This is a genomic window from Caballeronia sp. LZ043 (assembly GCF_031451075.1).
Classification (GTDB): domain Bacteria; phylum Pseudomonadota; class Gammaproteobacteria; order Burkholderiales; family Burkholderiaceae; genus Caballeronia.
The window spans coordinates 435707-449900 of record NZ_JARUXT010000003.1 but is presented as its reverse complement, the minus strand read 5'-3'; the positions used below and the strand labels follow the sequence as shown (position 1 = coordinate 449900).

Sequence of the window (14194 nt, the reverse complement as noted above, 5' to 3'; positions counted from 1 at the left end):
GCGCACTCGGCCGTCCTGCTTCGCGGCCGACTTCACCTCGTGTCTCGTGAACTCCATGGCATCTCGAATTCGCTCGCTCGCGGCGTCGGCCGCGGTGCTCACCCTGTTGCTCGTGTTCGGAGCGGCGCCCTCCACGCTCGCCGCGACCAGCGCCGAGCTCGCTGTTTCGCTGACCATCTACGAAGTCTGCACCCTCGATACCGACGCCCGTCGGCCCGCCGTCGCCTGCTCGGCAGCGGGGCAATATCGCGTCCTTACCGGACAATACTTCGCCGATTTCCAGGTCGCCGAAGCTGACAAAACACAAACACGAAACAGAGCCGTTGTAGAAATCGCCTTTTAAAAGAGTGCGTTGCAGCATTCCGTTAATCTGTTGCTTTCGTTACAAACGGTTACGTCTTCGGTGTGAAGATTGAACAAGAATGGAAACGTCCACCGAGGTGTAGACCGCTTTTGCGCTAACGGCGCAAACGTTGTCGAACACGGACATATCAATAAAAAAATATTCTGAGGTGAAGAATGCGTCGCCACTCGATTGCGGTTTCATTCATTTCACTCGCGTTAGCCACGGGGCCCCTTATTCCCTTCGGAGCGCGAGCCGCTACCAAGACCACCACTTTCGTGGTCTCCCTGACGTTGCAGAACGACTGCAACATCACAGCGAATCCGCTGAACTTCGGTACTTCGGGCGTCATTGCCGCGAACATTGACCAGACCACCACGTTGTCGGTCACGTGTTCGAACGGCGCGGCCTATAACGTCGGGCTCGACGCAGGCTCGGTCGCCGGCTCAACCATCCCCGCCCGCTTGCTGGGCGGAACGGGCACACCGGTTCCGACCGTCGCCTATCAGCTCTATCGCGACGCCGCCCGCACGCTGATCTGGGGGCAAACGGTCGCCACGGACACGGTGGCGGGCACCGGCAACGGTGCGGCACAGACGCTGACGGTGTACGGCCGCGTCGCGCCGCAGACCACTCCGGCAGCGGGTACCTATACGTCGACGGTCACCGCGACCATCACGTTTTAGGTATGCGTGATCCGAAGGCAGGTCGAGTCCTCCGCCGGGTGAGGCGGGGGCTGCTGTACTCGTTCGCGCTGCTCACGCTCTCGCAGCTGGGCAGCGCGTGGGGCGCCGCGCTTCAGGTTTCGCCGATCCGGCTGGACCTGTCCGCCGAGAAACCCGCCGCCGCCCTCACGCTGCATAACGACGGCACCGTGCCGCTCTACGCGCAGGTGCGTGTGTTCGCATGGACGCAAACGATCGATGCAGATCATCTGGACCGCACTTCTGCCATCGTCGCGAGTCCGCCTATCGTCAATGTCGCGCCGGGTGGCGATCAGACCGTTCGCATCTTGCGCGTCAGCACGACCCCGCTGGTCCGCGAGGAAGCCTATCGGCTGCTGATCGACGAATTGCCGAACGGCCAGGCCGCCTCCTCGACCGGCGTACGCATGCAGTTGCGTTATTCGGTGCCGGTGTTCGTCGGCGCCAAGGAGGACCAGGTGCCTGCACTTGCGCTGTCGCTCGAACGCACTGAAGCGCCGGACGGCCACGACACCCTGATGCTGCGCGCGGCGAACCACACGGATCTCCATGCGCAACTGAGCCGCGTCCACCTCGACTGGCCCAATGGCCATTCGACCCAGGTGTCCCCCGGCCTCCTTGGATACGCCCTGCCGCACGCGGCGCGCCGCTGGCCGGTGCAGGGCGCACCTTCGGGCGTGACCTCGGCGACGCTCAAGGCGCTCGTGAACGGCGAACCGGTGACGATGCCCGTGAGCGTCGTCGGACCGCAACCTGATCAGTGACCCGTGGATGCGCTCGCCCCACCGGCACTCGTGCCACACTCGCAGGCATGCCTTCAGGCGCATGCGCTGGGTGCTGCCGGTCTGCGTATTCACTTCGACCTGCGTGCCGGCGCGCGCCGATGACGTGCCGGCGACGCTCGCCGCCGGCGACCTGCCCGCGACGCTTGCCGCCTTGCGCGGCGGCTTCCCCGTTGCGGGCGGCGGCGCCACGGGCGAGCTGTATCTCGAAGTGGCCATCAACGGCGTGTCGACGCAGAAGATCGCGCAGTTCTTCATCACCGACACGATGATCTACACGACGATCAACGAGCTACGCGACCTCGGCTTGCGCACCGACGACCTGCGTCCCGACGCCCAGGGCCGCGTCGGACTCGGCTTCGTGCCCGGCCTGCGCTACACGTACCAGCCGGAGCGGCAGCGCATCAACCTGGAAACCAACGATTCCCGCCGTCTGCCGGCCGCGCTCGCCAACACGCCCGCGCGCCCGCCGACGGCCGCCACCGGCACCGGCCTCGTCATCAACTACGACGCGACGGTGCAGACCAACTCGCCGACGCAATACGGCCTCTTCAGCGAGCAGCGCTTCTTCTATCCGGGCGGCGTGTTCGACAACACGGGCACTGCGTACTGGTATGAGGACCGGCATCGCTACGTGCGGCTCGATACCTCGTGGACCCATTCGAATACCGACACGCTCGTGACCACGCGTCTCGGCGACACCATCTCGTCTTCGCTCACGTGGACGCGGCCGGTGCGCATGGGCGGCGCGCAGGTGTCGCGCGACTTCTCGCTGCGGCCGGACCTGATCACCTATCCGGTGCCCGCGCTGGCCGGCTCGGCGGCCGTGCCGAGCGCGGTCGACCTGTATGTGAACAACGTGCGCCAGTTCAGCGGCAATGCGCCTTCGGGACCGTTCGTCATCAATGCGGTGCCCGCGATCAACGGCGCGGGCGAAGCCGTCATCGTGAGCCGCGATACGCTCGGGCGCAGCGTGATGACCACGGTGCCGCTCTACATCGACGCCCGCCTGCTCGCGCGCGGCCTCACGGATTTTTCGGTGGAAGCGGGCTTCGTGCGGCGCGCCTATTCGCTCGAGTCATTCGACTACGCCGGCGAGCCGTCGCTGTCGGCGTCGCTGCGGCGCGGCATCACCGACGAATTCACGCTCGAAGCGCACAGCGAAATCACGCGCGGCGTCTATAACGCGGGCATCGGCATGCTGTTCGGCATCGGCCAGTGGGGCGTGTTGAATGTGGCGGTGGCGGGCAGCGCGGGCAACGGCGGCGAGAATCCGGCGCCGCGCTATGTCTATCCGGCCGGCTACTACAACGGCTTCTCGTCGATTGCCCCGCAAGCCACGGCAATTCCGCAGCAAGCCCCGACCGGCGGCAGCGGCTTCCAGATCGCGGCGGGCTGGCAATGGCGCACGCCGGCCATTTCCATCGACTTGCAGGCGCAGCGGGCCACGCCGCACTACAGCGACCTGGCCGCCGCCGAAGGCACGCCCGTGCCGCGCGCGACCTATCGCGCGACGCTCGCCGCACCGCTGCGCGCGCTCGGTTCGTCGAGCACGGCGAGCGCGAGCTTCGTCGGCCTGGACGATCCGTATTACGGCGATTCGCGCATCGGCTCGCTGGCTTATACGACCAGTCTGCCGCGCGGCGCGTCGCTGTCCGCGAGCGTCTATCACGACTTCGGCGACACCCGCACGACCGGCGTCTTCGTGGCGCTGAGTTTCGTGCTCGGCGGCGCGCTGAACGGCAGCGTCAATGCCGGCACGGATCACGGCAAGCCGATCTTCGGCGCGGCGGTGTCGAAGACGGCCGACTACGGCGGCGGCTTCGGCTGGCAGGTCCAGACCGCGCGCCAGAACGGCATCCAGCAGTCGCTCGCGCAGGGCACCTATCGCGGCCGATACGGCGATGTGCTGGCGTCCGTCGCGAATGTCGATTCACGCACTTATGGCGAACTGGACGCATCCGGCTCCATCGTCCTGATGGCCGGCGACGTGCTCGCGGGCCGCCGTATCGACGACGCCTTCGCGCTCGTCTCGACGGACGGCGTAGCGGGCGTGCCCGTGCTGCATGAAAATCGCGAAATCGGCAGGACCAATTCGGCGGGGCATCTGCTGGTGCCGGACCTGGTTTCCTACCAGGCGAACCATCTCGCCATTGATCCGCTCGGCCTTCCCGCCGATACCGCCGTCGCCACCACGCAGCTGAATCTCGCCCCGCAGGCGCGCGCGGGCGTGCTCGCGCGTTTCCCGCTGCAAGGCTTCCATGGCGCGCAGCTGCTCCTTCTGAGTGCGAACGGCCAGCCCTTGCCCGTGGGAACGCAGATCACGCATCGCGAGACCGGCAAGCAGTACATCGTGGGTTACGACGGCCTCGCCTTCGTGGACGACCTCGCGCAAACGAATACGATCGACGCGGCGCCGGCGGGCAAGCACTGCGAACTACAGGTGCCCTACGAGGCGCAAGCCCATGCTCTGCCGACGCTCGGCCCGTTCACCTGCGGAACGGCGGCGCCATGAAGCGCATCGTGCTGTTCTTCGCGTTCCTGCTGCTGAGCGCCACGGCGCAGGCGCAGGTGTGCAGCGCGACGGTGTCGGGTGTGAACTTCGGCACGGTGACGCCGGCCACCTCGACGGACGTGCGGGCGACGGGCACGGTAAATCTGACCTGCACGCCGGCGGCGCTGAATCCGCCGGTGCGCGTGTGCATCGGCTTCGGCACGGGCAGCGGCGGCTCGACGATCTTGCCTCGCGTGCTCACCAGCGGCGCGAATACGCTGACGTACCAGCTTCTTACCGATGCCGCGCTGACCACGGTCTGGGGATCACGCGGGTCGTCCTTCGACCCGGTCGCCGTGGACCTGACCTTTCCGCTCGGCCAGTCCTCGGTGAGCCGGAGCATCACCATCTATGGCCGGGTTGGCGCGGGACAGAACACGGTAGTTGCAGGAAGCTATCTGTCGCTGTTCAGCGGCACGGCACAGGCGGAAATGAACTATCAGGCGTATGTCCTGGTGCCGCCCAGCTGCTCGACGGTCACCGCGAACTCCACGCCGCTTTCGTTCGCCGTATCGGCGACGGTCATCAACGACTGCTCCCTTTCCGCGACCAACATCAATTTCGGCGCGGCGGGCGTGCTGAACGGCGCGCTCACCGCGAGCGGCACGCTGAGCGTCACGTGCACCAACCAGGACCCGTACTCGATCACACTCTCGGCGGGCAGCGGCAGCGGCGCGAGCGTCGCGGACCGGCGCATGACGAAAGGCGGAGGAAGCGAGCAGGTCCGCTACCAGCTCTACACCAATGCCGCGCTCACGTTCCCCTGGGGCGACGGCACGAACGGCACGAGCATCGCGAGCGGCACCGGCACGGGCTCGAATCAGTCCATTACCGTCTACGGCCGAGTGCCGCCGCAAACCACGCCGAGCGCGGGCACTTATACCGATACGATCATCGCGACCATCACGTATTGAACTCTGCCACGCGTCCGGATTACAAAAGTTCAACACATGGCTCGTACAACTTGCAAAAGGTCCGGCAAAAGCGCGATGTCCCGGCCAGCGAGGTTTTCCGCCCCGAGCGGCGTAACACGGGCGGGACGTTACGTAACTGAAGCATCCATTTCATACTCCACCGGGCCTTCCGTAGGACGAAACACCGCCGCAAACGTTATCCAGCCGTAACACGCAGAGAATTCGCGAGACATCACCTCTGGCCCGCACGTCTGGCACGACTCCTGCAATTCCTTGCGTGACCAACGGGGAGGGATGGAATCAGCATGAAAAGAACGACAGACGGCTCGCCCGCAGCGATCGCCGCGCCGGACTCAGATCATGCATTGAGGCATCGCGTACTCCAGGGCCTGCGGGCTGGTGAGTTCTGCATCGCCTATCAGGGAATCTATCGGGTGGACAGCGGCGAACTCGCTCAGATGGAAGCGCTGATTCGCTGGCGTCATCCGGAGTTCGGACTGCAGCTGCCAGGCGCATTTTGCGCGGCGTTCAAGGACGCCGATGTGATGCTCGAACTCACCTGGTTCGTGATGGACCGCGTGGCCGCCGACATGGCCGCGTGGCGCGCCGCCGGCGGCGCGCACTATCCGGTGGCAGTGAACGTGCCGCCGTCCATCGCGGCGTTGCCCGGTTTTGCCGAGCGCATGGACAGCATCTGCCGCGCGCATGGCGTCGCGCCGGAGTGCCTCGAACTGGAGCTGTCGGAAAGCGAGGATCTCGCGCGTTTTCCGGGCATGAAGAAGCTCGTGCGCCGCTTCCGCAACAAGGGCGTCAATATTTCGATGGACGATTTCGGCACCGGTTATGCCTGTCTCGCGGCGCTCGGCCCGATCGAATTCGGCACGGTGAAGATCGCGAAGGAACTGCTCGCCGAAGCGCCGAGCTGCCCGAATGCCTGCACGGTGTTCTCGGCAGTGCTCGCGCTGCTGACGCGGCTCAAGGTGTCGATCGTCGTCGAAGGCGTTGAGACCGCCGCGCAGGCGCAGTGGCTGGCGCAATGGCCGCATGTGCTTGCGCAAGGCTTCTTCCTGGCGCGCCCGGCGTTCGGCATCGACCAGGTGCCCGGCGTGCGCACGGCGAAAGCGCCCGCGAAACGACGCGAAGCTGGCCACGCCATGCGCATTGCAAACGCGGCATGAAAACGAGGTACAGCAATTAGAACCGGTTTCCCAAGAGCTTCTGGCAGCCCTCGTAAAGCCAGAACTTCGCCGGCGCATGCGTGCGCCGGCGTTTTTTTTGGTGCGCCGCAATTTGAATGCGGCGACGCGGCGCTACATCGGCCGGGTTTCAGGTTCCTCGTCGAAGATCTGGAACTTGCGCATCTTCTCCCACAACACCTTGCGGCTGATGCCGAGATGCTGCGCGGTATCCTGCCGGCGCCAGCCGTTCGCATCGAGCGCGGCGATCACCCGGTTGCGCTCGTTCATGTCCCACTTGCTGCGATCAACGAGCAGGTCGGTTGCGCCTTCTCCCGCCGACGGTTGCTGCTGGTTGCGCGCCAGCACCAGCAGGCGTTTCACGCGCGACTCGTCCCAGCCGCCGAGCTGTCGCACGGTAACACCGACCCGTTCCGCCAGGTTGCGCAGTTCGCGCACGTTGCCGGGGAAGTAGATGTCGGCGACCGCGTCCGCGAGCCAGTAAGGCAGGTCCGGCAAGGTATCGAGCTTGTCCTTGCCGATCACTTCGCTGACGAACGCCTTGAACAGCGCGATCTTGTCGGGCGCGCCGCGTTCCTCCAGCGACGGAATCTTGAGCTCGATCACCGCCAGCCGGTAATACAGGTCGGCGCGAAAGACACCGTCCTTCACGAGCTGCGGCAGGCACTTGTTGCTCGCTGCAATCAGCCTGAATTCGAGGCGCAACGGCGTCGCCGAGCCGAGTCGCGTGACCGCCTGGTCTTCCAGCACGCGCAACAGTTTGACCTGCTGATAAAGCGGCAGATCGCCGATTTCGTCGAGGAACAGCGTGCCGCCGTTGGCCTGTTCGAAATAGCCCTTGTGCGCCATCACCGCGCCCGTGAAGGAACCCTTCGCATGACCGAAGAACAGCGACTCGAACAGCCCGTCCGGAATCGCGCCGCAATTCACCGGCACGAACGGCCCTTCGCCGTAGCGCGAGTGCTTCTCGTGCAGCAACTGCGCGATGCGTTCCTTGCCGACGCCGGTCTCGCCATGCACCAGCACGCTGGTGTCGCAATCGGCGAAGGTATCGACTTCATGCAGCAGCGCCTTCATGCAGTCCGCATGCGCGATCAGATCCTCCGACGCCTGCGTATCCTCGCCATGCGCACGCAGTTGCCGCGCGAGCTTGCAGACCATTGCGCGCAGTTCCGCGCCGGTGAAGTCGAGCGGCAGGATGTGCGAATAGTCGGCGGGGAACACCGACGGATCGCGCTCGCGCGGCGCCGCGCCGACCCACACGACCGGCATCGTATGCCGCGCCTCCCAGTCGCGCAGCACGAACGCGCCGTGGTCGATCACGCTCACGCTGATGATCGCGAGAGCGGGACGCTCGGCGTCGCGGGGCGCGCTGATGGCGGTGCCGTCGGCGCGCAGCACGTCGACGTCCTGGCCGGACATCGCGCGCACCACGCGCTCGACGATGTCGGCCTTGCCCTCCCATACGTGAATGTCGAGGCCGTCGATTCTGGTGTTCTGTCTCATGTCGATCAATCAATCAATAGGCCAGTTGCGACTCGCCGCAGGTCAGCGACAGGTCGTGGATCGTGCTCGCGCCCACTTGCACGCCGAGCGCCTGGAGCACCGGCAGCAGCACGGTGTCGAGGCCTGTGAGCAGTTGCGGCAGCGTGGCGACGACGCCGCCCAGCAAGCCCGTGACGATGCCGCTCAACAGATCGGTCAGCACGGTCGGCAGGATGGGCGAAGAAATCTTCAGCGTGCCCGAGAGGCTCTTGTTCAGCCCGCTCAACGCATTCGCAAGCGATGCGCCCGGCGCGGACGGCACGGTCTGGTAGTCGTCGGCGTTGCCGCTCACGCCGTCGAACGTGATGTTCGGCGCCGCCGACGCGGGCATCGTCGCGGGCAGGGCAGCGGCGAGGCTCACGCTGGCCACGCCGGGCACGTTGAGAATCGTCGCGGGCACGGAACAGGCACCGAACGCCGCATTGGCCGTCAGGTCGCCGACGCACACATTGGCGATGCCGCCCTGCACGCCGATCACCGAGCGCCGGGTCAGCGGCGGACCGGCGCATTGCGTCGAGGCGAGCCACGCGGTGCCGGACGCCGCATCCACATACAGCGGCAGATGAATCATCTGGCCGCTCAGCAACGGGATGAGCGGGATGTTCGGCAGCTTCACGAGGCTCACGTCGAGGACCGCCCGCACTTGCGCCGTGCTGGCCTGCGTGCGCCAGTTGCCGTTGCCGTCCTGCCCCGCCTCGCCGATGGCCAGCGCCGGCGGCTCGATGATCTGCACCGAAAGCGTCACTGAACCGAGCAGCCCCAGGTCGATGCTCGGCTTCAGAATGACGGCTGCCTTGCCCGCCTGCGCGATCTCGGCGGAGACGAGCAGCGCTTCGAGCGGATTGATGGTGGCGTCGAGCGCGCTTTGCGTGTTCGCCAGCGCAATCGACAGCAGCCCGGGCGAGCCGTTCTTGCTGCCGAGCGCGATGGTCTGGTTGCCCGGAATGTTCGCGTTGACGATGGCGCCCATCGCGCCGATCGCCGTCGAGAGATTCGCGTTCACGACGGACGTGGTTTGCAGCGCCTTCAGCATGAGTTTCGCGATATCGCCCGCGCTGAGTTGCAGGCCGAGCAGTTGATCCACGGTGCCGACGCCCGCCGCCGTGACGAGATCGCCCACGCGCACCTGGGCGTTCGCGAGTCCTTGGTACGACACCAGGTTCAGATTGAGACTGGTGCCGAGCAGCGCGTTCAGCAGGCTATTCAGCTGGCCCGCGCCAAGACTGACGAGCGTCGTGCCGATCGAGAACGAGCCGATGTCCGTGGCCCGGGCGATGGCCGTCGCCGTCACCTGCCTCGACGGTCCGACGAAGAAGTACGGCACCATGCGCGCCGCGCTCACCTTGACGGCGTTGACGGGCATGCCGCTGGTCGAGAAATGGTCGGGCGCGGCGTTCGCCTGCGCGTCCCAGCGCCCGCACGTGACGCTCAGGCTGTTGCCGGCGGCGTTGGCGTCGAAGCCGTTGACGAGCGCGCTGCCGGTCGCCGCGGAGGTCGCGCGCGCGCACGAACTCGACAGCGACTGCGTGCCCGCGCTGGCGGCGAGATCGACGACGCTCTGCAACGCGCGCCGTGCGAAAAACAGATTGCCGATGTCGAGCGCGCCCAGCGCCGCGACCGCCACGATGAGCCAGATCGCCGCGAGCGTCGCCGCCGCGCCGCGCTGGCGCTCAAGGTGCGGTCGGAAGGTGCGGTGCGCTTTCATGACGTGGGCTGCGGAACTGCATCAGTTGGCGTTGTGATAGTTGACGTCGAGCGCGGGCCGCCCGGCGTCTTCGAGCGACGAACCGAAGCGCGCCGGAATCGCCGTCTCGAACGATCTCAAATAGCGGTCGTAGGCCGCGCTGGCCTCGGCGCCCAGCATCGGCTGCGCGGGCGCGGCAGCGGCATTGCTGGCCTGGAGCGAGAGCCAGGCCTGCGTGGCGTGGCCGATCTCGCTCGCCGCCGGCGGGTTCGCGACCTGCGCGAAGGCGGCGGCGGGCGCCGCGCCCAGCACGGCGGCCAGCATCGTCAGGGGGAGTCGTTTCATCGTTGCCTCGTGGTTCGGTAACTTCGTTCGTGCGACATCAGCGCGCCGCGACGCGCGGCCGCGCCGCATCGGCAACCCGCTTCGCATCGCCGCGGATCGCCTGCTGCACATCCGCCGTGAACTTCTGCTGGTCCATCAGTCCTTGCGCATTCGCGGCTTGGCCGCTGGCAAGCAGATACAGCGCGACGTTGCTCAGGATCTTCGGGTTGCCCGGCGCGAGCTCAGCGGCCTTCATCAGCGGCACGCGCGCGCCTTCGACATCGCCCATCCGCAAGCGCGCATAACCGAGGTCAGAGAGCATCGTGGCATCGGTCGGCGCGCGTTTCGAAGCCGCCTCGAAACGTTCGGCGGCGTGCGTGAAATCGCCCTTCGCACCCGCCAGCAATCCCAGGCCGCGCAGGCCGCGCGCGGCGAGCGGGGTATCGGCGAGACGCGCGTAGGCCGCCGCGCTGGCCTCGGGCTGGCCGGTCTGACGCAGCGCATCGGCGCGCAACAGAATCGTGTCGGGCGCTTCGCCGTATTGCTGCTCGTAGGCATCGATGTGCGCCAGCGACGCGTACCACAAGCCCTGCGCCTGCATCCGGTCGATCAGCGCGAGGTACATGCCGGGCGTATCGGGCGGCGCGTCCTTCTGCTGCGCCTGATCGAGCGCGGCCTGGCGTTCCGCCTGGATGCCCAGGCCGTAGCCGTTCTCCTGCTTGGTCGCGCACGCGCCGAGCGTCGCGCAGAGCAGCACCGCGAGCAGCGGGCGCAAGAGGGTCGTGGAGAGAGTCATGAGCATTCCGTTATCGATGAAGTCCTGCCAGCGCGTGCACCACCGCGATGAAACCCGGCCCGGCCGTGATGATCAGCAGCGCGGGCAGCAGCGTGAGCACCATCACGCCGGTCATCTTCACGGTGACTTTGCCAATGCGCGCCCGCAGCGCCGCGCGGCGCGCCTCGCGCAGCCGGTCGCCGAACTGCTTGAGCGGATCCTGCACCGCGCCGCCGTGCTGCTCGACCTGGATGATGAGCCGCACGATGGCGGCGAGGTCGTCGTTTTCGTAGCTCGTGGCGAGACGTTTCATCGATTGCTCGCGGGTGCGGCCGGTCACGAACTGCGCCTGCGCCAGCGCCAGTTCGCGCGCGAGCACGGGCAGCACGTTGCCGAAGTCGTGGATCATCACCTGCAGGCTCTGATCGAGCGACAGCCCGACGCCCTGCAGCAGCCGCAACAGGTCGACGAACATCGGCAGCTCGTTTTCCACCGCGCGCTGACGCGCCTGCGCGCGCCGCCGCACGAACCACTTCGGCGCCATGAAACCCGCCGAAAGCGCCATGAACATCAGCAGCATGAAGCGCGCGCTGCTCAAGCCGCCATGCGCGACGGCGAAGACGGCGAGCGGCGCGCCGAGCGCGCCCACAATGCGCGCCGCGAGAAAGCGGGCGCGCGCACGGACATCGAGATAGCCGCAGCGTTCCAGCAAACGCCGGTCTTCCGGCGCCACCGCGATGCGCCCGAACGGCGTGTCGAGCCACGCAACGCTCGCGCGTGCCAGCGCCGCGAACAGGCCGCGCGCCGGCGGCGGCGTGAGGCGCGTGGCCGGCGCAGCAGCAGCGGCGGCCGACAGCGACGCCGCCGCACGATCCTGCAACGCGTGATCGAGCGTGCGCGCCGAACGCTGCATGCGCAGATGGCGGCCGAACGCCAGCACGCCGCACAGGCTCACGGCCAGCGCGGCGGCGGCGAGCGCGAGCGCGCCGAGCAAGGCAGGCGTGATCGTCATGTCCGTACCCTCGCCAGCCGGTACAGCATCCACGCGCCGAGCGCCTGCAACGCCACCGCCATGTAGACGAGGCGCTTGCCGAGCGTGTCGGTCCACATGGCGTCGAAGTACGCGGGATTGGTCAGGATCACCATCGTGCCGAGCAGGATGGGCAGCAGTCCGAGCACCCACGACGACAACCGCGTTTCGGTCGACAGCGCGATGAGTTCGCGATCGGCCTGCTCCAGGTCGCGCATCAGGGCGGCCATGCGGTCGAGCATCACGTCGGAGCGGCCGCCGTATTTCACCGACACGCGCAGCACCGAGCCCACCAGTTCCAGTTCCCGCACGCGGTAGATGCGCGCCACCGCGCCGAGCGCGTGATCGATTTCCATGCCGGTGCGCAGCATCGGCAGCGCGCGGTTCAGGCATTCGGAGAGCGGCGCTTCGGCGCTGCCGAGCGCGCTCTGGAACGCCGCCGGCACGCTGTGGCCGATGACGATCATCCGCACGATGCCGTCGAGGAAAGGCGGCAGTTGCCGCACGATGCGCTGGTAGCGTTTCTGCGCGCGCCACGTCAGCCACGCGTAGACGGCGACCAGCACGAACGCCGCGACGCCCGCGCCGATCGCCGCTCCCGCGCGCACGCCGGCCCACAGCGCGCCGCAGCCGGCAACGGCGAGCGTGATCGCGACGAGCGCGCCCGGCCGTTCGATGCCCGCGCGGTTCAGCAGATTGCCGACGAACGCGCGCACTTGCGCGATGCGCGCCCGGACGCCCGTCTGCATCTCGGCGGCAGGCGCGCCCGGCGCGGGCCGGGGCGGTTGTGCCGCGTGCGACGCGTGCGGAGCGGCGGCGTGCGCCGCGCTCGCGGTCTGCACCTGCCGCTCGACGAAGCGTTCCGCCAGCGCCCGTTCACGCCGCAGGGCGCTGCGCCGCCACAGCATGAGCGCCGCCGCCGCGCACAGCAGCGCAAGCATCGCGACGAGCGCGACGCCCCTAGCCACTGAAGCCCCCGCCGAAACCGCCGCCGAAGCGTCCCGTCTGCCCGAAGCCTTCCGACATCGCCACACCTTGCGCCTGACGGAATTTCGCGAGCTTCGGCGAACTCGGATGAATGCCGAGCCAGTTCCAGCGGTCCTGTTCGTCTCCGTTCATGTCGACGGACGGCTCATAGCGATACAACTCCTGCATCGCGATGATGTTGTCCGAAAGGCCGGTGACTTCGGTAACCGAGAGGATTCGGCGCCGGCCGTTCGAGAGCCGCCCGATCTGCACGATGAAATCAATGGCGTTGGCAATCTGCCGCCGCAGGCTCGCCTCGGTGCCCTGGAAGCCCGCGAAGCCCGCCAGCATTTCCAGCCGGTACAGACACTCGCGCGGCGAACTGGCGTGGACCGTGCCCATCGAGCCGTCGTGGCCGGTATTCATCGCCTGGAGCATTTCGAGCACTTCGCCGCCGCGCACTTCGCCCACGATGATGCGGTCCGGACGCATCCGCAGCGTATTGCGCAACAGGTCGCGGATCGACACGACGCCCGCGCCGTCGAAGCCGCCCGGCCGGCTTTCGAGCCGCACCACGTGCGGATGGTTGAGCGACAGCTCCGCCGTGTCCTCGATCGTCACCACGCGTTCGTGCTTCGGGATGAAGAAGGCCAGCGCGTTGAGCAGCGAGGTCTTGCCCGAGCTCGTGCCGCCCGAGACCAGCACGTTGCAGCGCGCCTCGACCGCCGCCTGCAACAGCGTCGCGATGTCCTGGTTGAAGGTGCCGTTCGCGAGCAGGTCATCCGGACGCAGCGGATCGCGGCGGAACTTGCGGATCGACACGACCGGCCCGTCGATCGACAGCGGCTCGATCACCACGTTGACGCGGCCGCCGTCGGGCAGGCGCGCATCGACCATCGGATTCGATTCGTCGAGACGCCGGCCGATCGGCGCGAGAATGCGCCGCACGATGCGCAGCAGGTGCGCGTTGTCGGCGAAGCGCACCGGAATCTTTTCGAGGATACCGTGCCGCGACACATACACGTCGCTATAGCCGTTGATGAGGATGTCCTCCACGGCGGCATCGGCGAGCAGGTCCTCGATCGGGCCGAAACCCGCGAGTTCCTTGGTCAGCGCCGCCGCCACCAGCCGCACTTCGCTCTCATTGAGCGGAATGCGGCGCAGGCGCACGAAGCTGTCCATCTCCAGATCGACGAACTGCTGGATCGCCTGGCGCGACCAGCGGCCGAATTCCGCGCCGAGTTCCTCGATGCGCGACAGCAGATGTTCGTGCGCGGCCGTGGCCACGTCCTGGAACTGCTGCGACTGGGCGAACGCGACGGCGTCTTCGGCCAGATCGTTCGCGAACGCGATGTCCTTGCTGAAGTCCTGAACCAT

13 protein-coding genes are annotated in these 14194 nt (G+C 67.2%); 6 read left to right on the top strand and 7 right to left on the bottom strand.

Annotated features, from left to right (window positions below; genetic code table 11):
• Positions 1–55: 55 nt before the first annotated feature.
• The 6 genes from QCE64_RS22215 to QCE64_RS22190 all read left to right on the top strand — a co-directional run bounded on the left by QCE64_RS22215 (position 56) and on the right by QCE64_RS22190 (position 6475).
• Positions 56–343, top strand: a complete 288-nt coding sequence (locus QCE64_RS22215) for a hypothetical protein (RefSeq protein WP_309923609.1) — start codon at positions 56–58, stop codon at positions 341–343.
• A gap of 176 nt (positions 344–519) precedes the next feature.
• Positions 520–1029 (top strand): spore coat U domain-containing protein, encoded by a 510-nt coding sequence (locus tag QCE64_RS22210; protein ID WP_309815740.1) that lies wholly within the window; start codon positions 520–522, stop codon positions 1027–1029.
• A gap of 38 nt (positions 1030–1067) precedes the next feature.
• The gene (locus tag QCE64_RS22205) at positions 1068–1811 is read left to right on the top strand and encodes a molecular chaperone (RefSeq protein WP_309923607.1); all 744 of its coding nucleotides are present in this window, start codon (positions 1068–1070) and stop codon (positions 1809–1811) included.
• Positions 1812–1872: 61 nt separating this feature from the next.
• Positions 1873–4344, top strand: coding sequence for a fimbria/pilus outer membrane usher protein (locus QCE64_RS22200; protein WP_310006283.1), 2472 nt, complete (start codon positions 1873–1875; stop codon positions 4342–4344).
• Positions 4341–5297 (top strand): spore coat protein U domain-containing protein, encoded by a 957-nt coding sequence (locus QCE64_RS22195; RefSeq protein WP_310006281.1) that lies wholly within the window; start codon positions 4341–4343, stop codon positions 5295–5297. The genes QCE64_RS22200 and QCE64_RS22195 overlap by 4 nt, the downstream gene beginning before the upstream one ends.
• 305 nt (positions 5298–5602) lie before the next feature.
• Complete coding sequence (locus tag QCE64_RS22190) at positions 5603–6475, top strand: EAL domain-containing protein (protein ID WP_309923601.1); 873 nt, start codon at positions 5603–5605, stop codon at positions 6473–6475.
• Positions 6476–6607: 132 nt separating this feature from the next.
• Here QCE64_RS22190 and QCE64_RS22185 read toward each other — a convergent pair whose 3' ends face one another.
• From QCE64_RS22185 to QCE64_RS22155, 7 genes are read right to left on the bottom strand one after another with little or no spacing between them, the layout of a single operon-like run.
• On the bottom strand, positions 6608–7999 hold the full coding sequence (locus tag QCE64_RS22185; RefSeq protein ID WP_309923599.1) for a sigma-54 dependent transcriptional regulator: 1392 nt from the start codon (positions 7997–7999) through the stop codon (positions 6608–6610).
• 13 nt (positions 8000–8012) lie between these two features.
• Complete coding sequence (locus QCE64_RS22180; RefSeq protein ID WP_310006279.1) at positions 8013–9743, bottom strand: TadG family pilus assembly protein; 1731 nt, start codon at positions 9741–9743, stop codon at positions 8013–8015.
• 21 nt (positions 9744–9764) lie between these two features.
• Entirely contained in the window at positions 9765–10067 is a 303-nt protein-coding gene (locus QCE64_RS22175) for a DUF3613 domain-containing protein (RefSeq protein WP_404987426.1), read from the bottom strand.
• A gap of 37 nt (positions 10068–10104) precedes the next feature.
• Positions 10105–10842: a tetratricopeptide repeat protein gene (locus tag QCE64_RS22170; protein WP_310006278.1), complete on the bottom strand. Its 738-nt coding sequence runs from the start codon at positions 10840–10842 to the stop codon at positions 10105–10107.
• 10 nt (positions 10843–10852) lie between these two features.
• Positions 10853–11833: a type II secretion system F family protein gene (locus QCE64_RS22165; protein ID WP_310006277.1), complete on the bottom strand. Its 981-nt coding sequence runs from the start codon at positions 11831–11833 to the stop codon at positions 10853–10855.
• Complete coding sequence (locus QCE64_RS22160) at positions 11830–12819, bottom strand: type II secretion system F family protein (protein WP_404987425.1); 990 nt, start codon at positions 12817–12819, stop codon at positions 11830–11832. The genes QCE64_RS22165 and QCE64_RS22160 overlap by 4 nt, the downstream gene beginning before the upstream one ends.
• Entirely contained in the window at positions 12812–14194 is a 1383-nt protein-coding gene (locus QCE64_RS22155; protein ID WP_309815713.1) for a CpaF family protein, read from the bottom strand. Before QCE64_RS22155 ends, QCE64_RS22160 begins: the two co-directional genes overlap by 8 nt.